Raw genomic sequence first — 20,720 nt, forward strand, 5'->3', positions numbered from 1 at the left:
ATAGCAACGGCCTCAGGGTTTGCTGGCGGTTGTCGCTTGCGTTCGTCCGCTTTCCCAACCGCCGCCCAGGGCGAGGAACAAATCGATCTGGCTCATCGCGACCTGGGTGTTGGCCGCGGCCAGTTGCGCGGTGACGTCGGTGTAAGTACGGGTCGCTTGCAGGTCGGCGAGGAACGACTCGCGCCCGGCCTGGAAGAAGCGGTGGGTCTGGTCGGCGGCCAGCTTCGCCGACTGCTCGGCATCGGCCAGCGCATCGCGCCGTTGCAGCAACGCGCTGTACTGGGCCAGACCGGTCTGGGTCTCGCGGATGGCGTTGAGCACCACGCCGTCGAAATGCGCCAGCGCGCCTTGGGTCGAGGCTTCGGCTTCACGAATGCGCGCGCGGGCGCCGTTGGTCGGTACTTTCCAGCTCAACGACGGGCCGAAGCCCCAACGGTTGGTCGACGGATCGCCGAGGTCGGAAACAATGCCGACGGTGCCGATGGTCGCGCCGATGCTGATGTCCGGGTACAACTCGCCCGTGGCGATGCCGATCCCGGCGGTCGCGGCGGCGAGACGACGTTCGGCCTGACGTACATCGGGACGGCGCTTGAGCAGCGCCGCACCGTCGCCGACCGGCACCCGTTGGGCGATTTTTGGCAATTCGGCGCAGGTGGCGGTGCCGGCCGGCAATTGCTCGACCGGTTTGGCCAGCAGCATCGACAAGCGGAACAAACCGGCCTGACGCGCCGCTTCATAGCGCGGCATGTCGGCGCGCAAGGATTTGAATTGGGTTTGCGAACGGGTGACCTGGGTTTCATCGCCACGCCCGGCATCGCGCAGGCGCTGAATCAGCGTGGTGCTCTGCGATTGCAGGTCGAGGGAATGCTGGGCGATTTCCCGCTCTTCATTGGCGGCGCAGACTTGCGTGTAGGCGCGAACCACGTCCGCCACCAGGGTGATGCGCGCGGTGTCGGCCGCCGCTTGCGTGGCATCAGCGTTGGCTTGCGCCGCTTCGATGCCGCGTTGCAGCGTGCCCCACAGGTCGAACTGGTAAGAAGCACTGATGCCGATGTCAGCGACGTTGGCCACCGGCACTTTTTCTGGCAACAGGAACGCCTGACCGGATTCCTGCAAGCGCTGCGCGCCCATCTTCACACCGCCGCTCCAGCCACCGGCCGCTTTGGCTTCATCGACCTGCGCACGGGCCCGCGACAGGTTGGCCGCAGCCACGCGCAAATCGGTATTGGAAGCCATGGCCTGCTGCACCAGTTGGTCCAGACGCGGGTCTCGATACAAACGCCACCAGTCCGCCGGCACCGGTGCTGAAACCACCGGTTTGCCCTCCACGGCCAATTCGCCCTGAAAATCCTTGCGCTGCACCGCCGCGTCAGCGGGCAGGTGATAGTCCGGCCCGACCATCTGACAGGCCGAGAGCATCACGCCCAACCCGGCGATCATCAGGGCCCTGTTCATTGCGCAGGCTCCTGCTTTTGCTCGTCGATGATCGACACGGTCGCGGTGCGGCCGGCGATCATGCGGAAGTCTTCCGGCACATCATCAAAGGCGATACGCACCGGAATCCGCTGCGCCAGGCGCACCCAGCTGAACGCCGGGTTGACGTTGGGCAGCAGGTTGCTGCCGCTGGTGCGGTCACGGTCTTCGATACCGGCGACGATGCTTTCGACATGCCCGCGCAGCTTCGCTTTGTCGCCAATCACACGGATGTCGACAGACTGGCCGACATGGATGCCGTCGAGTTTGGTTTCTTCAAAATATCCGTCGATGTGGAACGAGTTGCTGTCGACCACCGACAGCACTGGCCGCCCGGCCGTGACGAACTCTTGCGGACGCGGTGCACGGTCGTTGACGTAGCCGTCCACCGGACTGCGGATCACCGAACGGTCGAGGTTGAGCTGGGCGCTGTCCACCGCCACCAGCGCTTCAGCCAGCGCCGATTGCGCACGGGCGACCTTCGACAGGCTTTCTTCCAGCTGTTCGGCCGGCACCAGATTGCCCAGGCCACGGTTACGCTTGGCCTCACGCTGGGCCTGGGCGAGGGTTTCTTCGCGATCGGCAACCGTTGCTTTAGCTTGACGCAGGGCCAGTTTGAAGCGGTCCTGGTCGATGCTGAACAGCACTTGGCCGCGTTTGATCAACTGGTTGTCCTTGACCTCGACCTGCTGGATCAGCCCGGACACGTCCGGGGCAATCTGGATGATGTCGGCGCGGATATGGCCGTCGCGGGTCCACGGCGCAAACATGTAATACATCACCATGCGCCAGACGAGGACGACAGCGAAAGTCACGATCAGCAGGGTCAGGACCACGCGACCGATAGTCAGAAACGGTTTTTTCATGTCATCAGGTATCGACTGAGTGAGTCCACGCCATACAACAGCACGGCGTAGAGAGCCACGTTGAACAATGCCCGGTGCCAGACCAGACGGTAAAAGTGCAGGCGTGTGAGCACGCCGTGCACCAGCAAAAACAACACATAGGTGATGCCCATCAGCACCAGCAGGGTCGGCAGGAAAATGCCGCTGATATCCAGATCACCGATCATAGGGGCGCTCCATCGGGCAGCGGTTCTTCGGCATCGCCGGTGCTGACAAATTCCACACCGGGCAACAGCGCCAGGCGCAAACCGCTCAAGGCATGCAACAGGTTTAACCGGGTTTCCTCGTCGCCGTGCCCTTTGAGCGCACGGCGCGCGCGGTCCATCGTCATCAATAAAGGACTCGGCGCCGGCAAGCGCTCGCCGGCCTTCAGACAGGCGCGGAAATACTCGCCAACCTCAGCCACCACTTGTTGCAGCAGGACCTGCGGCGCGCCGCTGACGCGTGGGGTGTAGGCCAGCAGATCGAGCAGGTTCAGGCCCACGCGCACTTCCCGCATGGCAATGCCGGTGTCCTGACCGGTCATGGCCAGGCGTGGCAAGTGCTGCATCAAGCGGTCGAGCAGTTGCACGCCCAAGTGCCGGTGTTCAGCGAGGTTGGCCGGCTCAGTCATGTGCACGATGTCCTTCCAGCTGAAGCGGGTCAGGCGTTTGGCAGCCAGTTCGACGCCGAACGGGCGGGCGATCAGCGTCCAGATAAACGCGAACAGCAAACCGATGGGGCCGGCCAGGTTGGCGTTCACAAAGGCAAAGAAGTCCGCGTCGTACGCGCCCTGAATGCTGATGAACGACGAGGTGTTGACCAGCGTCAGAAGCATGCCGAGGTAGAACCGCGGCTGTACCGTCAGGGTGCCGACACAGATGAACGGAACCGCAAACGCCAGCACCAGCATCGGAAAGTCGTGCAGGTTCGGCAGAATCAGAAACAGATAGAGGCTGGCAAACAATACCGACATCCCGGTCCAGAAAAAGAACCGGTAGATCTGCGGCGCCGGGTCGTCCATCGAGGCAAAGAAACTGCACGCCACCGCCGCCAGAATCACCGCACTGCCGCCATCCGGCCAGCCGAGCAGAATCCACAGTACCGAGGCGACGATGATCGCCAGAATGGTCGAGGCCACCGAATACAGCATCATCCCGCGATCGAGAAACGGCGTCAGACGCCCGAGGCGCCAGTGCCGGTAAACCGCGCGCCAGCTGTCCTGCCGTTCGCAGAGAATCGCGTCCTGCAGGCTGCGGCAGTCCTGCCACAGATCGATGAATTCACCGAGGCGATAAATCGCGTTGGAAAACAGCAATTGCTGGCGGTCTTCCAGCGCCTCGCAGCTTGGCTGCAAGGCCTGAAGCTGATCCTTGAGCGCCTGCCAACGCGCCAGGTCGGCGTCGTTATGGCCGAGCCATTGCTGGGTCGCAGTCAGCAGCGGGGCAAACTTTTCCACCAGTTCCGGCGTGCGTCGTTCGAGGGCGTAGAGCGAGTCTTCGAGGGCGTCGATCACCGGCAACAGGTGGATCATCCGCCCGCGCAGCTCCTTGGTGTTGCGCACGGTTTGCGGCCTCGCGCCTTCGTGGGGCAACTGGCCGATCATCAATTCGAGGCTGTTGAAATTGGCGACCATGGCCATGCGCAAGGCCGTGATCTGCTCAGGCTGCACGTCGCGGCCGAGAAATTTCAGGCTGTACGTCGTGGCATCGGCGAACCACTTGCCGACGGCGTCGTTGAACACCGGCGCCAGACGGCGCGGCCAGAACATCGCGCCGATCACCGCAGCCACGGCGATGCCGAGGAAAATCTCTTCGGTGCGCGCTTCTGCCACGTCCCACACCGCCAGCGGGTTATCCACCGTCGGCAAGGCAATCAGCGGCAAGGTGTAACCGGCGAGCATCAGCGCGTAGTTATTGGCGGTACGCAGGTGCAGCGACAGGAACAGCAAAATCCCCGTCCACAAGGCAATGACCACCACCAGCACATACGGGCTCTGCACGAACATCGGCACGAACAGCACTGCCGCTGCGGCCCCGAGAAAGGTGCCGATGGCGCGATACAGTGCCTTGGAGCTGGTTGGCCCGAGAAACGGACTGGAAACGATATACACCGTGGCCATCGCCCAATACGGACGTGGCATTTGCATGAGCAAGGCGATGTACAGCGCGATCATCGACGCTGCAAAGGTACGGACCCCGTAAAACCAATCACGGGCCGGCGGAATGCCAGAGAAAAAACCGTTCAAGACTTGATCACCACAGGCGGATGGGCCACCTCAAAAGCGCGCAGTACCCGAAGCGCAGCCTCCAGATCACTCTGGTCGATGCCTTCGAGTACCTCGTGACGCAGGCGCACCAGTTCGGCTTCCACCGCTTGCACCAGCTCGCGGCCGGTATCGGTCAGGCTCAGACATTTGGCCCGACGATCCTGGACATCTTCGGTGCGGCAGACGTAACCGGAATGGCACAACTGATCGAGCAGACGCACCAGCGACGGACTCTCCATCCCGGCCGCCTGCGCCACTTGCACCTGACGCACGCCCTCACCCAGCCGGCCGATCATCAAGAGCGGCACGGCGCAGGCTTCGGAGATGCCGTAGTTGACCAGCGTGGTCTGGCAGATTTTCCGCCAGTGTCTGGCGGCCACCACCATGGCACTGCTGATGTTCATCTGGAGAGCGTCGAGGGAATTCGGCACGGGGCAATGCACACTGTTAGTTTGCTAACTATCAATATCGCATTGGCAGGGAATTTCAGTCAAGTTTTGAAACAAATGTTCCTTGAAGCGTTTCTGCACAGCTCCTACGTATCGCGTCCCTTGCGCAACATCACATCCAGCTGATCTACCACTTCCGCCCAATCGGCATCATCGAGAATCTCGCCACGCAAAAAATCGGCCTGGCTCTTGCTCCAGAAAAACGCGTCCGCCAGGTGCAATTCCGGCTTGAGTGGTGAATGGGTGGCGATGAATTGCTCGATGCTGGTGGGGTCGCTGCGCAGTCCCAGTTGGTCGAACAGGCACGGCAGGCTGTGGATGGGCTGTTCCATGGAGGACTCCTTGAGAAAACAGGTGTGTGGAAGAGCAATCGCGGACAAGCCCGCTCCCACCGTGTTTTCGGGTGAACACACTATTGGTGAACAACCCAATACCTGTGGGAGCCTGGCTTGCCCGCGATAGCGCCAGCCCGAGCGCCGCCAACATTAATGGCTCAACTCTCGTACCTCGGCATGCGGCACCATCTTCAAAAACTCGGGCATGCTCATGTGCAGCAGATAGTTGTGGTTGCCGGCCTCCAGGTAGATGTCTTTCTGCCGGGTCAGCAGCGGGTCGATGACCATGTCCAGGCCATAGGAATCACCCAGCGGTGGCACCGCACCGCGTTCGCAGTCGTCGAAGATGTGCGCCAGATTGCTTTCGCGGGTCAGTTGCCATTCACCGCTGGTGCGCACCTTGCTCAAGTCCAGATGCCGGCTGGCCGGCAGCACGGCCATCAAATAGTGCCCGTGATGGTCATCGAGGATGACCGACTTCGCCACTCGCTCGGCAGGCACCCCGCTAACCCGCGCGGTCTCCAGGCTACTGGACGAATGCCGGTGGGCGACGATGTCGTATTCGCAATGCGCCCGGGTCAGGCTGCTTTGCACCTTTCTTGCCATACGCATGATGCACCTCGGTGTCGCGCTGAACGGTTATTGCCGTGTTTTGAGTCTAGTCCGGCGGGCCGCTGGCAGCGGGAAATCCGCTCACTGGACAGCTGCGCACGTTGATCAACATTCGTCCCGCCCCAGCCTCAACTAGACTGAAAGAACCAGCCCATGACGCTCGCGGAGGGTCACGTGAACAGCCGATGTTGTACGTTTGCCGTATTACTGCTGCTGAGCGGCTCAGCCCTCGCCGCCGATACGCCGTTGCCGGCCATGAGCCCGGTCGGCCTGTGGCTGATCACCCTCGGCATTGTCTTTCTGATCGCCGAAGCCGCGCTGCCCAACTACGGAGTGATCGGCCTGGGCGGGATCATCATGTTCGTGATCGGCGCGCTGATTCTGGGCAACGCCGAATTGCCAGTGCCGACGATCATCGGTCTCGGCCTGCTCAGTGCCCTGTTGCTGAGCGCATTGATCGTCCGCGCCATGAAAACCCGGCCACGTCATGCCGTCAGTGGCGATGCCGGGCTGGTCGGCAGCGTGACGGCGGTGACCACCGTGCAAGCGGAAAACGTCCACAACGGCTGGGTGCAACTGCAGGGCGAACACTGGCAAGTGCGCAGCGCGACACCCCTGCACACCGGGCAATCGGTGCGCGTGGTCGGGCGTAGAGGCTTATTGCTGAAAGTTGCCGCGACTGACGCGGTGCGTCACGGAGAGTGATCATGGGTCTGCAAATCGGTTTTGTCGCGCTGCTGCTGTTGGTGATCGCCCTGGCCGGATCGACGTTCCGCATCCTGCGTGAATACGAACGCGGTGTGGTGTTCCAGCTCGGGCGCTTCTGGCAGGTCAAAGGGCCGGGGCTGATCCTGCTGATTCCGGTGGTGCAGCAAATGGTCCGGGTTGATCTGCGCACCGTTGTTCTCGATGTGCCGCCGCAGGACGTGATCACCCGCGATAACGTCTCGGTGAAGGTCAACGCGGTGTTGTATTTCCGCGTGCTCGACCCGCAGAAGGCGATCATTCAGGTCGAGGACTTTCTCTCCGCCACCAGCCAACTGGCCCAGACCACCCTGCGCGCAGTGCTCGGTAAACACGAACTCGATGAACTGCTGGCCGAGCGCGAACAGTTGAACATCGACATCCAGCAAGTGCTCGACGCGCAGACCGACGCGTGGGGCATCAAGGTCGCCAACGTCGAGATCAAGCATGTCGATCTCAACGAGTCGATGGTCCGCGCCATCGCCAAACAGGCCGAAGCCGAACGGGAACGGCGGGCCAAGGTGATCCACGCCGAAGGTGAGTTACAGGCGTCGGAAAAACTCATGCAGGCCGCCGAAATGCTCGGGCGCCAGCCTGGCGCCATGCAATTGCGCTACATGCAGACCTTGAGTTCGATTGCCGGCGACAAGAGCTCGACGATTGTCTTCCCGTTGCCGATCGAGTTGCTCAAGGGCATGGCGGATCTGTCGGGCAAATCATGAACAGCAACAGATCGCAGCTTTCGGCAGCGCCTGCAGAGCAGGCATTTCCCGGCAGGCTGCGATCCTTTAAACGCCGCGCATTTTCTCCAAAGCCGCATAGGGTGCACACGCGCAAGCCTGCAACCGCGCCCGCAACAGCGGCGACGCTTCACGCCGTTTGGCCTCGCCATCGGCCACAAAGGCCTGCGCGGGCTGCTTCGCGTGCTGCGCGGCGGCCAGCCATACCTGTTGGCGCTGTTCGGCCGTCAGCTTGAAAAACCGCGCCAAGCGCCCCGCCATCGCATCGGGCAGTTCGCTGTAGTTGACCAGCGCACCCGCCGAGTCACGGCAGTGCACCACACCGGCCTCGAGCAATCGTCCCAGGCGCCGGGCGATGAAGTCCTCGCGTCCCACGAACGGCAAACCGTCTTCGAGCACGCAATCCCCCAGCATGCCCGGCACCATGTGCATCCCGGGACGACGCAGGTGCGAAACAGCAATTTCCACAGGATCGCGATACAGAAACAGCCACGGCGTGTCGGGAAAACAGGCCTGCAACAGCGGCCATTCGCCGATACTCCAGGCATCGAGCTTGATCACCAGCCGTTGCTCGATACCACGACGCCGCTGTCCATAGGCCGAAAGCAATCCGCAGATGGCCGCGCGCCGTTCGCCGGCCGGCAGGTCGCTGCGCAACAGCGCATCCAGCGGTGGCGGTTCGGACACCACGATGTGATCGTCGAGCCGCGCGAGCATCTGGCTGATCAGCGTCGAACCACAGCGAGAGGCATGCAGAATGAACGCGCTCGGTGCCAGGCCCGGGCTTTGCGCCTGCCAATCGCTGAGCGCCGCCAACGGCGTCTGCCGGCGAAAGGCCTGATTGAACGGTAGCCGCAACGCATCCTCCACCGCCTCGCGGAAAAACGGCTGATGCAACGGCGTATCCGCGAACCAGCACCAGTCCACCTGCCATTGCCCGGCGACCGGCCAGACGCGGATCGGCAACCAGCCGTCGAAGCTCAGCCGTGCCATTGTTCGTTCCACTGCCGGCGACCATTGCGCATTGCCGCGCGCAGCTCTTCACGGGTCAAGGCCAGACCTTGGGCAGCAGCCAGTTGCAGGGTGCGCTCGATGAACGTTTCCGGGTCGCCGATGGCCTGCAATGTCGCCGCCAGCTGCGCATCACCGTCGAGCACACGCTGCAATGGTTGCAGCGGCGAATCCGCTGTCTGTGCTGCCGGGGTATCGCGCAAGCCTTCGGCAATCTTTTCCAGTACCCAGGCCGTCGGGCGGCAATCGAGCACCAGATGAATCCTCGCCGAGGCGTCGCGGTTGTCCACGCGATGGGCTCGGGCAAGATCGAGAAACCAGCATTCCCCCACCGTCATCGGTACACGCCGGTCTTCCAGCCAGAAGTCCACAGCGGGTGGGCTGAGCAGCGGAATGTGCAGCCGCAGATCCGCTTGCGGGCCGTCGAGATCGTAGTCGCGGTGTTCGTGAATGCGCCCGCCAGGGCCCAGCCGTAACAGGCGCGCACTGACAATTTCCAGCGACAACGCATGCAGCCCGCGTTGCCAGCGCTCATCCCGCAACCAGGGCGCACGAGGCACCGGCGCAGCCTGCCCGGGGGACAATTCGGTCAGCGCATCGGCTGACGAAATCAGCGCCACGCCGCTCCAGTCGCCGGTGAAATAGTCGCTGTTGAAATGCCCGCGCCAGGCCTGCTCATCAATCGCCGCCAGCGCTTGCAACAACAACGGCAAATCCACCGTCACCGGCAGGCGCGAACATGCCGGCCGGCTCACGAGCCCACCCGGCGCTTACCGGGCCGGCGCCGCAGCATGCGCCACCGGCACCGAAATATCACCGGCCGCCCAGGCCGATTCTCGATTGGCCAGAGCGGTGGCGATCGACTGCACTTCGGTCGATTGCACCTGATCCGGCAGTGGATCGAGGCCGGCACTGGCGAAGATCTGTCCGTACGCATTGCGCAGATCGGCGTAGGACAGGTCGCGGCGCAGGTCTGCTTGCAGGTTGTTCAGCTCGCCCTGAATCAGTTCCAGTTCACCAATGCCCGCCGCCTGATGACGATTGCGCAACTGGCCGACGATTTGCCCGTCGATGTCCGACAGTTGCTGGCTCGTCTTGAACTGGCGCAAGGCCTCTTGATAGTTGGCGTTGGCCACGTAGAGCTGCGCCAGCACCGCAATCGACATGGCCTGACGCCGCGCGGTGGCCACTTCCTCGCCAGCCTTGGCGACATCAATGGCCGCCGGAGCGGAGATCACGTTGAACAGGTTCCAGGTGACTTTCACGCCATAGTCGGCCCAGCCCTGTTCGACCAGGAACGAGTTGCTGTCGTAATGCCCGCCGGCGGAAAACTCCAGGCCCGGCAACAGACGCAGCATGGCCTTGCGGGTTTCAGCGGCGCTGATGCGGGTCTGGTAATCCTGCTCACGCAGTTCCGGACGGCTGGTCAGCGCCTCCTGTTCCAGTTTCGCCAGATCGACCTTGAGTTCGGGAATCTGATAACCGTCATCGGTGGCCAAGGTCAGGTTGGTACCCAGCGGCAGGTTGATCAGGGTCGCCAGTTCGGTTTTCGCCAAAGACAGGGCACGGCGCTGCTCTTCCAGTTGCCGGGTGGCTTCGATCAGCGAACGTTGGTAGCTGAGCGATTGCACCGGGTCGCCAATGCGCTGGTCGCTCATGCTCTGACTGTTGCGCCGGGCGGTGTCGACACGGGCCATCAGGCTGTCGATCTGTTTGAGCAGGCGCTCGGCGGCCATCGCTCGCCAATAGGCCGAACGCACATCCTGAACGATGGTGTTGATCACTTTGCGGCGCCGTTCCTGGACGATCAGGCGCTGATCGCCCTGCTGCTTGGCGCTGATGTAGCTGACGCCGAAGTCGAGGACATTCCAGACCATGGTCAGGTCGGCGACCTCGCGGTCGCGATCCTGCGAGGTCGACGGTTCCAGCGACTGGGTGCCGGTGCGTACGCTCTGGCTGCTGGAGGCGTTGACGTTGTTGCGCCCGACGTAGCCGGCGTCCAGCGCCATGCGCGGCAGCATGTCGAAACTGGCGAGGTCGAGCTGCCGCTTGGCCAGCGCTTCCTCCATGATCTTCAAGCGGCCTTCGAGGTTATATTTCACCGCGCGGGCCATGGCCTGATGCAGGGTCAACGGACCGCGCAGCGGTTCCTGATCCTTGTACATGCCTTGCAGGTCGCTTTTGGCACGCTGTTCACTGACGCTGCGCTCAATCGGTTCACTGGTCACTGCACATCCGCTGATCGCCAGCGCCAGCAGGCTGGCGCCGAACAACTTCTGACTTCTCTTCATCCCTGGATCGCCCCTAGGTCCCGCACAGTGTTGAGTAATGGTTGGTTCAGGCCGATATTTCGCTGATGCCGACCTGTTGCAGTGCTGCCGCCAGGTTGTCGACCCGGTGCTGTTCGTTGTCTTTGAGTTGTTGCAGTTGCTGGCCCAGCGTCGGCGCACCAAACACGCCGCGCAGGCCTTGAGAAACGTCGCCAGCCTTGAGTGACTGGCTGCCAAACGCATTCAACGAATCGCGGCCGGCGGCACTGTCTTGATTGAACAGGCTCGATAACGTGCTGGTACCGAATACGCCACCATCACCGCCGCCAAAGCCGAGGAAGCCGTGACCGGATCCATCACCGCCGTTGTCACTGCTGCTGAACACTTGCGCAATGAAGCTCGGGCTGAGGGCACCTTGATTGATGAAAATATCGCCCAGCGGGCGGATGCCGTTGCCAATCACCCGTTGTTCGAACAGCGGCGCAAAGGTCAGCGGTGAGCCGATATCGCCGGTGGGGGCGGTGAAAATGATCGGTTGCAGCGGGATGTTCGGCGGCGGTGGCGACACCACCGGATCGCTGCTGCGAATCAGTGGATCGGGAATCACCACGCTGGTTGGTGTCGTGGGTGGAACGACCGGCGGCACGGTATTGATCACGTAATTGTTCGAGCTGCTGACATCGCTGCCACTGTTGCCGGAGGCATCGCTGACACCCGCGCTGTTGACGCTGATCGCATTGCTGGCACTGTTGACGTTGGCATTCGGTGTCAGCGTCGCGGTCCAGGTCTTGCCGCCGTCGCTGCTGCTCAGGTTGGACAAGGTGCCGTTACCGACGTTGATGTCTGCCAGATCGAAGCCGCTCACCGCCTCGTTGAAGGTGATGGTCACCGCCGATGTCTGGCCGATGCCCAGGTTCGGGTTGGCAATCACCACCGTCGCCGTTGGCCGTTCGCTGTCGAGACCATAGTTGTTCGACACCGCCACCGTGCTGCCGACGTTACCGGCCAGGTCAGTGACGTTGCTGGTGTCCAGCGCGATGAAGTTGCTCGGATCGGTGACATTCGCGGTCGGGGTGAACGTCGCGGTCCAGGTCTTGCCACCATCGCTGCTGCTCAGGTTACTCAGATCACCGTTGGTCACGCTCAGGTCGGACAGGTCGAAATTGCTCACCGCCTCGCTGAAGGTGAAGGTCACCGTGGTGGTCTGACCGATCCCCAGATGCGGGTTGGCGACCACGATGTCCACCGTTGGCCGGGTCGCGTCGAGCGCGTAGTTGTTGGAAATGGCGATGCTCGCACCAAGGTTGCCGGCCAGATCCTGCACGCCGGCAGTGTCGACGATGATCAGGTTGGTCGCATCGTTGACGTTGGCGGTTGGTGTCAGCGTGGCGGTCCAGGTGATGCCGCCGTCGCTGCTGATCAGGTTCGACAAGGAGCCATTGGCGACGCTGATGTCCGACAGATCGAAACCGCTCACGGCTTCGCTGAAGGTGATGGTCACCGTGGTGGTTTCGCCAATGCCCAGGCGATTGTCGGCGACCACGATAGTGGCGGTCGGCAACGCGGTGTCGATGGCAAAGTTGTTGGAGTCGGTGGTGCCGACGCCACTGTTGCCAGAGGCGTTGGTGACCCCGCTGTTGTCGAGGGTAATCAGGTTGCTGGTGTCGGTGATGTTGGCGGTTGGCGTCAGCGTGGCGGTCCAGGTGATGCCGCCATCGCTGGAGCTGACGTTGCTCAGGGTGCCATTGGCGATGGTCAGGTCCGCATTGCTGAAACCGCTGACCGCCTCGCTGAAGGTGATCGTCACGATCGAGGTTTCCCCGGCCTTGAGCGAGCTGTCCGCAACGACGATGGTCGCGGTCGGCACTTCGGTTTGCACCGCGTAGTTGGCCGAGTTGGTGGTGCCGGTGCCAGTATTGCCGGCCAGATCGCTGATGCCGGTGTTGTTCAGAACAATCAGGTTGGTGGTATCGCTGATGCCGATGGTCGGAGTGAACGTCGCCGTCCAGGTGATGCCGCCGTCGCTGGACGAGACGTTGCTCAACGTGCCGTTGGCGACGCTCAGGTCGGCATTGTCGAAACCGGTGACCGCTTCGCTGAAGGTGATGGTCACGGTCGCTGTTTCACCAGGACGCAGATCGTTGTCGCTCATGACAACCGTGGCGGTCGGACGCTGACTGTCGACCGCGTAGTTGTTCGAATCGGTGGTACCGCTGCCAGTGTTACCGGCCCCGTCGACCACTCCAGTGTTGTCCAGGGTGATCAGGTTGCTGGTGTCGGTGACGCCGGCCGATGGGGTAAACGTCGCGGTGTAGGTGATGTTGTCCGAAGTGCTCAGCGCGGAAAGTGTGCCGTTCTCGACGGTCAGGTCTGCCAGGGTGAAGCCAGTCACCGCCTCGCTGAAGGTAATAGTGACCGTGGTGGTCTGACCAACGCCCAGCGCCGTGTCGGCCACCACAACGGTCGCGGTCGGGCGCTGGGTGTCGATGGCGTAATTGTTCGAATCAGTGGTCCCCACTCCCACGTTGCCGGACCCATTCTGCACCCCGGTATTGTCCAGGGTGATCAGGTTGGTCGCGTCGGTAATGTTGGCGGTCGGCGTGAAGGTTGCCGTCCAGGTGATACCACCATCACTGCTGCTCACGGCGCTCAGCGTGCCGTTGGCGATGGTCAGATCGGCGTTACTGAAACCGGTCACGGCTTCGGAGAAGGTGATGGTCACCGTGGTGGTTTCGCCGATGCTCAGGCTGTTGTCGGCAACCACGATAGTGGCGGTCGGAACCATGGTGTCGATCACGAAATTGCCGGAGTTGGTGACGCCGGTGCCGGCGTTACCGGCCAGGTCAGCGATGCCGGTGTTGTTCAGGCTGATCAGGTTGCTGGTGTCGTTGATCCCGAGAGTGGGCGTGTATGTCGCCGTCCAGGTGATGCCGCCGTCGCTGCTGCTCACGGCGGTCAACGTGCCGTTGGGTATGTTCAGATCGGCGTTGGTGAAGCCCGTCACCGCCTCGGAGAAGGTAAAGGTCACCAACGAGGTTTCACCGGCGCTGAGGCTCGTGTCGGCGACCACGATGGTCGCTGTCGGACGTTGGGTGTCGATGCTGTAATTGTTCGAATCCGTAGTGCCGCTGCCAGCGTTGCCGGCCAGGTCAGCGATGCCGGTGTTGTCCAGCGTCACCAGATTGGTGGTGTCGCTGATGCTGGCGCCCGGAGTGAACGTTGCGGTCCAGGTAATACCTCCGTCACTGCTGCTGACTGCGCTCAAGGTGCCGTTGGCGATGGTCAGGTCGGCGTTGGTAAAACCGCTGACCGCTTCACTGAAGGTGATGGTCACCAGCGATGTGTCGCCGATTTTCAAGGCCGTGTCTGTGAACACAATGGTGGCCGTTGGGCGCTGGTTGTCGATGGCGTAGTTATTGGAGTCGGTGGTGCCGCTGCCCTGGTTGCCGTTGACGTCACTGACCCCACTGTTGTCGAGGGTGATCAGGTTGGTGGCATCGGTAATGTTGGCGGTCGGCGTGAAGGTTGCCGTCCAGGTGATGCCACCATCACTGCTGCTCACGGCGCTCAGCGTGCCGTTGGCGATGGTCAGGTCGGCATTAGTGAAGCCGGTCACGGCTTCGGAGAAGGTGATGGTCACCAACGACGTTTCGCCGATTCTCAAGGCGTTGTCGGCAACCACAATCGTCGCCGTCGGGCGCTGCGTGTCGATGGCGTAATTGTTCGAGTCGGTGGTGCCGCTGCCGGTATTGCCGGACAAATCGGAGAGGCCGGTATTGGCCAGGGTGATCAGGTTGGTGGTATCGCTGATGTTGTTGGTTGGCGTGAGGGTGGCCGTCCAGGTGACCCCGCCGTCACTGCTGCTCAAACCGCTCACGCTGCCATTGGCCACGGACAGGTCGGCGGTGGTGAAACCGGTCACGGCCTCGCTGAACGTGATGGTCACCAGCGAGGTTTCCCCTGCCTTGAGCGCGGTGTCCGCAACGACAAGGGTGGCCGTCGGGCGCACGGTGTCGATGGCGTAGTTGTTGGAATCGGTTGTACCGCTGCCGGCGTTACCGGCCAGGTCAGCGATCCCGGTGTTATCCAGCGTCACCACGTTAGTGGTGTCGGTGACACTGCCACTGGGCGTAAACGTCGCCGTCCAGGTAATGCCTCCATCGCTGCTGCTCACGGCGGACAACGTGCCGTTGGCGATGGTCAGGTCGGCGTTGGTGAAACCGCTGACCGCTTCACTGAAAGTGATGGTCACCAGCGACGTTTCACCGATTTTCAGGGCCGTGTCAGCGACAACGATAGTGGCCGTCGGGCGCTGGGTATCGATCACATAATTGCTGGAATTGGTGGTACCGACACCCACGGTACCGTCAGAGACCGCCGCCACACCGGTGTTGTCCAGAGTGATGACGTTGGTGGTGTCGGTAATCCCGTTGGTCGGCGTAAAAGTCGCGGTCCAGGTGATCCCGCCATCGCTGCTGCTCACGGCCGTCAACGTGCCGTTGGCGATGGTCAGGTCGGCATTGGTGAAGCCAGTGACCGCCATGTTGAAGGTGATGGTCACCAGCGAGGTTTCGCCAATTTTCAGCGCACTGTCCGCCAGGACGATGGTCGCGGTCGGTGGTTCGACGTAATTGGTATTGAGCGTGCCGCCGATACTGTAAACCGTCGCAGTGGCACTCGGCGAGCTACCCGTCGCGCCGCCGTTTGACGGGCCTCCGACACCACTGGCCGCAGCGTTGCCGGTGATCGCCGCGAAGTTGGCAGCGGTGATCAGTACCGTGCCGCCGTTGTTCCAGATGGCCCCGACACCACGGCCACCGTCACCGCCGTTGGCAATGTTGCCGCCGCTGCCACCACCGCCGCCGCCACCGCCCGCCGCGAGGTTATTGCTGATGACCGATGTGCCGATGACTTTCAAGGTGCCGGTCGAGGCGTTGTAGATACCGCCGGCCGCATTGCCACCGACGCCGCCAACCGAGTTCCAGCCCGAACCACCGCCGCCGCCACCAATGGACAACGTGCCGTTGGTCGCTGAGCCGCCGTTGCCGCCCTGACTGTAACCGGCGGCGCCATTGCCGCCGAGGCCGCCAGTGCTGGTACCGCCGCGCCCGCCCATATCGTTCGAGGTGTAGCCGCCGCCATAACCACCGGTATTCGCTGTGCCGACCCCACCGGCATAGGTTGAGATGCCCGGGCCTGTCGAACCACCATGGCCACCGTTACCGCCGCCGATCCCGCCACCACCGCCACCGCCGCCGCCGGAATAACCTCCGGCCACCCCACCGCCGCCGCCACCACCGGAAGCGGCGTTGGCAGTCACCGTGACGTTATTGAGCGTAAGAATGCCGGCGTTGAAAATCCCGCCGCCCATGGCGCCTGCCGCCGCCGCGCCACCGTTGCCGCCATTGCCGGCCACCAGCCCCTTGGTGATCACCAGTCCGTCCAGCGTCACGGTGGCGCCGGAAGTGATTTCCACCACGCGGGTCTTGTATTGCCCGTCGAGGGTCACGTCGGCCACGCCGTCGTTGTTCAGATCGCCATCGACGGTGATGTTCTTGTTGATCAATAACTCGGAGTTGAGTTGCACGGTCATGCCGGCGTTGAACGTGACGATGTCGCCGTTTTGCGCAGACGCCAGAGTCGTACGCAACGAGCCGACGCCCGAGTCGAGGTTGTTAGTCGCGGTCCAGGTGGCAAGGCCCCATTGATATTCACTCATCGCCTTGGTCGACAAGACGTTGGCGCTCTCGATGCTGCCGGTGGCAATTTCCAGATCCCAGTCGCCGCCGACACCGGTGCGGTTATTCGAAGCGGCTACATCACGGCCGGTCAACTGCGCCAGCGAGTCGACGAAACTCAAGCCGCGATCGCCCTCGGCGGTGTAGCAGCCGTAGATCAGGATGTCGCCGCCAGCGCTCATGTCCTTGCCGATTTCGCCGAGGATGGCGCTGCGTTGCGCGACGTTGTCCGCAGACAGATAACTGTTGCCCAACCACAGATCGCCAGCGTTGCCGTGGGCAATGATCTGCACTGAACTGACGCCATGATGTTGATCGAGGTAATCGGCGATCTGTTGCAAACCATCCTTGGTGGCGTCGAGTTTCACCACCTGGGTGCCAGGGGCAACGCCCTGAACCAGGCTGTCGGCATCTTTCACACGCGAATCGACGAACACCACGCTCTGGCCCGGCACCGCCACCGGGCTGGCGGCCGGTGTGGCATCGGCCTGACCATGGGTGTCCTTGCTGGCGACCGGGTGATCGGCGGTCGGCGCCTTGGCGGCATCCGCCGCAGGGTGGCTGTCAGCCTGTGCAGCCGTATCGGCCACGGTGGCAGCCACTGCGCCGTCGAACAGCATGCGCGGTTCCAGCGACATGATCATCGGCGATGCCAGCGAACGCTGACCCTCGGTTGTCCGTGACTTGACCTTCGCACTGCCAAAAAGAGACCACCACATGTTGCTCACCCGAACTCGAACGAATGTACGTGACGCATCAATAAAAAACGCCGCGATCAGTTGATCGCAGCGTCGGACTTCATACGAATGACATTGGCGGCGCTGGCTGAGCCATCGAGCCAAAAGGACAAATCGGCGTATTGCTTGAACAGGTCCGGCGGCAGGATCGTGCGCCGAGACTGCAAGGCGACCTTCGGCTTGACCTTGTGCAGGCCGGCCAGGCCCAGGCCCTGATCGAATTCTGGTGCGTCGTAGGCCAGGTGCTCGAAATCGTGCTCGAACCAGGGTTCGTCGATGAAGTCGTAAACCAGCCGCAGCACCCGCTCAGGCGCCTGAGTCAGCAAATCGTAATCAACGATCAGCAGCGAATCGGCGTGCTCGCCGTAATAGGCTTCCTTGAGCGCTGCCCAGGCAAAACCCACCAGCCGGTTACGCTGAGCCAGGGTTTCGCAGCGGCTGTAGACCGTGTTGCGCTCGACGGCGTCGCCGAACAGTTTGGTGTTTTCATAAGGATTGGCGCGGTACAGCCGCTCAAGGCTGTCCATCACCCACGCGACGTTGCGCACACAAGCGATGACTTTGGCTTTGGGAAACAGGTCATTGAGTGCCGGCAGCCGCGAGCTCCACTGCCGATTGGTGTCGAACACCACCGGTTTATCGACTTTGTCGGCGTAGTAGGAGTCGAACAGACCGCGCAGCAAACGGCGGCGCATGGGGATGTCGATCACTGCGCCGAACTCGCTGCCGGCGCCGCATTGCTCAAGCACGCTGGAAAACAGGGCGCCAACCGGGCTGGTCATTCCGGCGTGAAAGCGCGGGTTCTGCAAAAGGATCGCAGAAAGCAGGGTCGAGCCCGAGCGCGGCAAGCCGGAAATAAAGTGGAACTGCTGCAATCCATTCACCGTAGTCGGAAGTCCTTTTGTCCGACAGAGCGTAGTCCAACAGTAACCTTGCGACTAGTAGTGTTTTGATATCAGGTCAGAGCAAAAAGGACTAACCAGTTAACTTTTTATCGCGATTTCAAAGGTGAAACGATTGAGTCGTGACCGCGCTTAATCACTTGGCGATTTGAACGTGATCAACCGCGCTTGCGCGCCGCCGGCATGGACCTCACCCGCGATGCGCCAAGTGGCAGGCAACGGCAAAAATTCCTGCGGATCATCCAGCGTGCCAATAAGCCATACCCGGCCGTTAACGGGCAGTTCGGCAAGGCTGTCCAGATAGACATCGGCGGCCACCAGCGTGCCGAACCCGTAGTCATTGGGCCGCGTCGAACGGCCATCCGCTGCCGGTGGCGTGTACAGGCGAACCCGTGCGCCGCTGCGATCGCAGTAGACGTAGCTCAAGTACCAGAGCATGTCGCTGGTGACGATCCGGTCGCCTGCCTGGAAATGCTGGTTGACGTAGTTCACCACGCGGTCGAACTGGTCATTGCGGTCCACCGTGGCGTTTGTGTTCACCCCGACCATTTCGACCCCGATCAGTGCCACCAGCACTGCCAGCGCCAACAGCCGCATGCGACTGTACAAGCGGTCGATGGCCATCCCGGCCAGCATCGGCAAACCCATTGCGTACGCGGTCAGGTAGCGCTCGATGAACACCGGGGTGATAAACGACACCGCGAACACCAGCAGCAAGGGCAGGCCGGTGTACAACGCCAGCAGGACACTGCCACGGGACACGCTGCGATCACGCATCACGGCCACCGCAACCAACAGCAGCAACGCCAGCGGCAAGGCGCTGAAGATCAACAGCGAGCGAGCATCGCCATCATCCTGGGTCAGCCACGCCCAGATCATCGAAGGCAGCGATGCCAGGGTGACCGGGTCTTCCCAGCCGACATCGCCGCCGGTCTTGAGCTGCTCCATATGTTGCAGCAGGTCGAACACGTTGGGCAGCCAGGGCAGGTACAACACAACGATGGCCAGATTGGCCAGCCACCAGTCGGCGCGCTGAATGTGGCGAAAACGGTAGCCGCGCTGCAGGCGGATCACCCCCAGATAAATCCAGTGGCACAGCGCCGCGAACACGGCGAAGTAGTGAGTGTAGAACGCCGCCGTCATCAACAGCGCATACACCACCAGATAGCGATGCCGTTGCGGCCGCCTGATCCAGTAGATCAGCGCCAGCATGGCCGCGATCAGCAACAACCCGAGCAGTGAGTACATGCGCACTTCCTGGCTGTAGCGCACTGCCGTCGGCAACAGCGCCAGCAACACCCCGGCGAAGATCGCGGCGCGGCGCGTGGCCAGTTGATCCACCAGACGGATGCCCAGCCCCACTGCAGCAATGCCCGCCAGTGCGCTGAGACAGCGGATCGCGAAGATGCCGTCACCGAACAGCTCAATCCAGCCGTGCAGCAACATGAAGTACAGCGGCGGATGCACATCGCGCCCGGCGTGGTGCCAGATTTCGCCTAACGAGTAACGCGCCAGCAACAGGCTGGACCCTTCATCGCCCCAGATCGCCGCAGCGCTCAGATCGTAAAAACGCACGGCCGCCGCCAGCAGCAGGATGGGCAACAGCCAGTGTTCTCTGGCCCAGCGAAGCAGGCGCAAACGGCCAAACCATGAGCCCGGGGTTGCGTGTGGATCCTGCGTGTCACCCACCGGCGTTACTCTGTTGAGCGCCATTGCTGCCTCTCGCTGTACTGCGTCACCACGGATATGGGTGCCAAATCCTGCCCGTCACTTTAGGTCAGGCGCAGGAGAGCCGTCGATGCCGGCCGGCGTTTTCACGACATCCGGCAACCTTGCCAATCCCGGTCTACGCTCTGGCGTGGCGTGACCTGGCCACGAAGTGCCAAGGCAATTGCAGCAGCCTGAATTCACTTGCGGCCCGCCGACCACCAATCAGAAGGATGAGGACTTTATGGACGTTTACATGGGCACGGTTATGACGTTTGCCTTCAACTTTGCGCCCACCGGCTGGGCCTTGTGCAACGGTCAGATCATCGCAATCCAACAGAATCAGGCACTGTTCGCATTGCTGGGCACCACCTACGGAGGCAACGGCACCACCAACTTCGGCCTGCCCAACCTGCAAAGCCGCATGCCGGTCTGCCAAGGTTCCGGCGGGGGGCTGACAACACGGATCATGGGAGAAACCTCCGGCACCGAACAAGTCATCCCGACCCTCAGCAACCTGCCCGCTCATACCCACACCCTGGCCGGCCTCACCGCCACCACCACGGTGCAACTGGCCAACCCGGCCAGCAATCCGCTCGGCACCCCCAGCGCGACCAATGCCTATATCGGTGCATCGGGCACCGGGCCGGGTCTGGCGAATATCTTTTCCGATGCCCAGGGCGCCTCAGCCGTTCCTCTCAAAGGCGCCGCGACCACTATCACTGGCACCATCTCGCCGGCCGGTAACGGCTTGCCGCTGCCCATCATGAACCCGTATCTGGTGCTCAATTTCAGCATTGCGCTGAACGGCATCTTTCCTTCGCGTAACTGATCGACCGCCGGGGGATC

At 62.2% G+C, this 20,720-nt stretch carries 16 protein-coding genes; 3 read left to right on the top strand and 13 right to left on the bottom strand.

The window, feature by feature from the left end; translation table 11 throughout:
* Positions 1 to 12 precede the first annotated feature (12 nt).
* From PseuLF5_RS20345 to PseuLF5_RS20375, 7 genes are all read right to left on the bottom strand, one after another.
* Positions 13 to 1,455: an efflux transporter outer membrane subunit gene (locus PseuLF5_RS20345; protein ID WP_123470401.1), complete on the bottom strand. Its 1,443-nt coding sequence runs from the start codon at positions 1,453 to 1,455 to the stop codon at positions 13 to 15.
* A complete protein-coding gene (locus PseuLF5_RS20350) occupies positions 1,452 to 2,339 on the bottom strand; it encodes an efflux RND transporter periplasmic adaptor subunit (protein WP_123470399.1) in 888 nt (295 codons plus the stop codon). The genes PseuLF5_RS20345 and PseuLF5_RS20350 overlap by 4 nt, the downstream gene beginning before the upstream one ends.
* Entirely contained in the window at positions 2,336 to 2,545 is a 210-nt protein-coding gene (locus PseuLF5_RS20355) for a DUF1656 domain-containing protein (protein WP_027611129.1), read from the bottom strand. Before PseuLF5_RS20355 ends, PseuLF5_RS20350 begins: the two co-directional genes overlap by 4 nt.
* Positions 2,542 to 4,605 carry an FUSC family protein gene (locus PseuLF5_RS20360; RefSeq protein ID WP_123470397.1) on the bottom strand — a complete coding sequence of 688 codons (2,064 nt, stop codon included), beginning with the start codon at positions 4,603 to 4,605 and terminating at the stop codon, positions 2,542 to 2,544. Before PseuLF5_RS20360 ends, PseuLF5_RS20355 begins: the two co-directional genes overlap by 4 nt.
* Positions 4,602 to 5,030, bottom strand: a complete 429-nt coding sequence (locus tag PseuLF5_RS20365) for a MarR family winged helix-turn-helix transcriptional regulator (protein WP_177490613.1) — start codon at positions 5,028 to 5,030, stop codon at positions 4,602 to 4,604. Before PseuLF5_RS20365 ends, PseuLF5_RS20360 begins: the two co-directional genes overlap by 4 nt.
* Positions 5,031 to 5,161: 131 nt before the next feature.
* On the bottom strand, positions 5,162 to 5,407 hold the full coding sequence (locus tag PseuLF5_RS20370; RefSeq protein ID WP_123470395.1) for a DUF2789 domain-containing protein: 246 nt from the start codon (positions 5,405 to 5,407) through the stop codon (positions 5,162 to 5,164).
* A 153-nt stretch (positions 5,408 to 5,560) separates the two neighbouring features.
* A complete protein-coding gene (locus PseuLF5_RS20375; protein WP_123470393.1) occupies positions 5,561 to 6,022 on the bottom strand; it encodes an aminoacyl-tRNA deacylase in 462 nt (153 codons plus the stop codon).
* A gap of 174 nt (positions 6,023 to 6,196) precedes the next feature.
* Here PseuLF5_RS20375 and PseuLF5_RS20380 point away from each other — a divergent pair, with 174 nt between their 5' ends.
* Both PseuLF5_RS20380 and PseuLF5_RS20385 read left to right on the top strand, forming a co-directional pair.
* Entirely contained in the window at positions 6,197 to 6,727 is a 531-nt protein-coding gene (locus PseuLF5_RS20380; RefSeq protein WP_340134567.1) for an NfeD family protein, read from the top strand.
* A gap of 2 nt (positions 6,728 to 6,729) precedes the next feature.
* The gene (locus tag PseuLF5_RS20385) at positions 6,730 to 7,488 is read left to right on the top strand and encodes a slipin family protein (protein WP_003220464.1); all 759 of its coding nucleotides are present in this window, start codon (positions 6,730 to 6,732) and stop codon (positions 7,486 to 7,488) included.
* Between the two features lie 66 nt (positions 7,489 to 7,554).
* Here PseuLF5_RS20385 and PseuLF5_RS20390 read toward each other — a convergent pair whose 3' ends face one another.
* The 6 genes from PseuLF5_RS20390 to PseuLF5_RS20415 form a co-directional block, all read right to left on the bottom strand.
* Positions 7,555 to 8,499 carry a sulfotransferase family protein gene (locus PseuLF5_RS20390; RefSeq protein WP_128615441.1) on the bottom strand — a complete coding sequence of 315 codons (945 nt, stop codon included), beginning with the start codon at positions 8,497 to 8,499 and terminating at the stop codon, positions 7,555 to 7,557.
* Complete coding sequence (locus PseuLF5_RS20395) at positions 8,487 to 9,272, bottom strand: aspartyl/asparaginyl beta-hydroxylase domain-containing protein (RefSeq protein ID WP_340134570.1); 786 nt, start codon at positions 9,270 to 9,272, stop codon at positions 8,487 to 8,489. Before PseuLF5_RS20395 ends, PseuLF5_RS20390 begins: the two co-directional genes overlap by 13 nt.
* A 15-nt stretch (positions 9,273 to 9,287) precedes the next feature.
* The gene (locus PseuLF5_RS20400; RefSeq protein WP_123470385.1) at positions 9,288 to 10,808 is read right to left on the bottom strand and encodes a TolC family protein; all 1,521 of its coding nucleotides are present in this window, start codon (positions 10,806 to 10,808) and stop codon (positions 9,288 to 9,290) included.
* Positions 10,809 to 10,854: 46 nt separating this feature from the next.
* A complete protein-coding gene (locus tag PseuLF5_RS20405) occupies positions 10,855 to 17,244 on the bottom strand; it encodes an Ig-like domain-containing protein (protein ID WP_340134572.1) in 6,390 nt (2,129 codons plus the stop codon).
* A gap of 56 nt (positions 17,245 to 17,300) precedes the next feature.
* Positions 17,301 to 18,146: a sulfotransferase family protein gene (locus PseuLF5_RS20410; RefSeq protein WP_123470381.1), complete on the bottom strand. Its 846-nt coding sequence runs from the start codon at positions 18,144 to 18,146 to the stop codon at positions 17,301 to 17,303.
* A 150-nt stretch (positions 18,147 to 18,296) separates the two neighbouring features.
* Positions 18,297 to 19,877, bottom strand: a complete 1,581-nt coding sequence (locus PseuLF5_RS20415; RefSeq protein ID WP_340134575.1) for a glycosyltransferase family 39 protein — start codon at positions 19,875 to 19,877, stop codon at positions 18,297 to 18,299.
* A gap of 238 nt (positions 19,878 to 20,115) precedes the next feature.
* Between PseuLF5_RS20415 and PseuLF5_RS20420 the strand changes: the two genes are divergently transcribed.
* Positions 20,116 to 20,703 carry a phage tail protein gene (locus PseuLF5_RS20420; protein ID WP_186748088.1) on the top strand — a complete coding sequence of 196 codons (588 nt, stop codon included), beginning with the start codon at positions 20,116 to 20,118 and terminating at the stop codon, positions 20,701 to 20,703.
* The last annotated feature ends 17 nt before the right edge of the window (positions 20,704 to 20,720 follow it).

The organism is Pseudomonas sp. LF-5 (assembly GCF_037626295.1).
Classification (GTDB): domain Bacteria; phylum Pseudomonadota; class Gammaproteobacteria; order Pseudomonadales; family Pseudomonadaceae; genus Aquipseudomonas; species Aquipseudomonas monsensis.

Coding starts and splice junctions, on each gene's coding strand:
- PseuLF5_RS20345 (WP_123470401.1), bottom strand. CDS start 1,455: ATGAACAGGGCCCTGATGATCGCCGGGTTGGGCGTGATGCTCTCGGCC.
- PseuLF5_RS20350 (WP_123470399.1), bottom strand. CDS start 2,339: ATGAAAAAACCGTTTCTGACTATCGGTCGCGTGGTCCTGACCCTGCTG.
- PseuLF5_RS20355 (WP_027611129.1), bottom strand. CDS start 2,545: ATGATCGGTGATCTGGATATCAGCGGCATTTTCCTGCCGACCCTGCTG.
- PseuLF5_RS20365 (WP_177490613.1), bottom strand. CDS start 5,030: ATGAACATCAGCAGTGCCATGGTGGTGGCCGCCAGACACTGGCGGAAA.
- PseuLF5_RS20370 (WP_123470395.1), bottom strand. CDS start 5,407: ATGGAACAGCCCATCCACAGCCTGCCGTGCCTGTTCGACCAACTGGGA.
- PseuLF5_RS20375 (WP_123470393.1), bottom strand. CDS start 6,022: ATGCGTATGGCAAGAAAGGTGCAAAGCAGCCTGACCCGGGCGCATTGC.
- PseuLF5_RS20385 (WP_003220464.1), top strand. CDS start 6,730: ATGGGTCTGCAAATCGGTTTTGTCGCGCTGCTGCTGTTGGTGATCGCC.
- PseuLF5_RS20390 (WP_128615441.1), bottom strand. CDS start 8,499: ATGGCACGGCTGAGCTTCGACGGCTGGTTGCCGATCCGCGTCTGGCCG.
- PseuLF5_RS20400 (WP_123470385.1), bottom strand. CDS start 10,808: ATGAAGAGAAGTCAGAAGTTGTTCGGCGCCAGCCTGCTGGCGCTGGCG.
- PseuLF5_RS20405 (WP_340134572.1), bottom strand. CDS start 17,244: ATGTGGTGGTCTCTTTTTGGCAGTGCGAAGGTCAAGTCACGGACAACC.
- PseuLF5_RS20415 (WP_340134575.1), bottom strand. CDS start 19,877: ATGGCGCTCAACAGAGTAACGCCGGTGGGTGACACGCAGGATCCACAC.
- PseuLF5_RS20420 (WP_186748088.1), top strand. CDS start 20,116: ATGGACGTTTACATGGGCACGGTTATGACGTTTGCCTTCAACTTTGCG.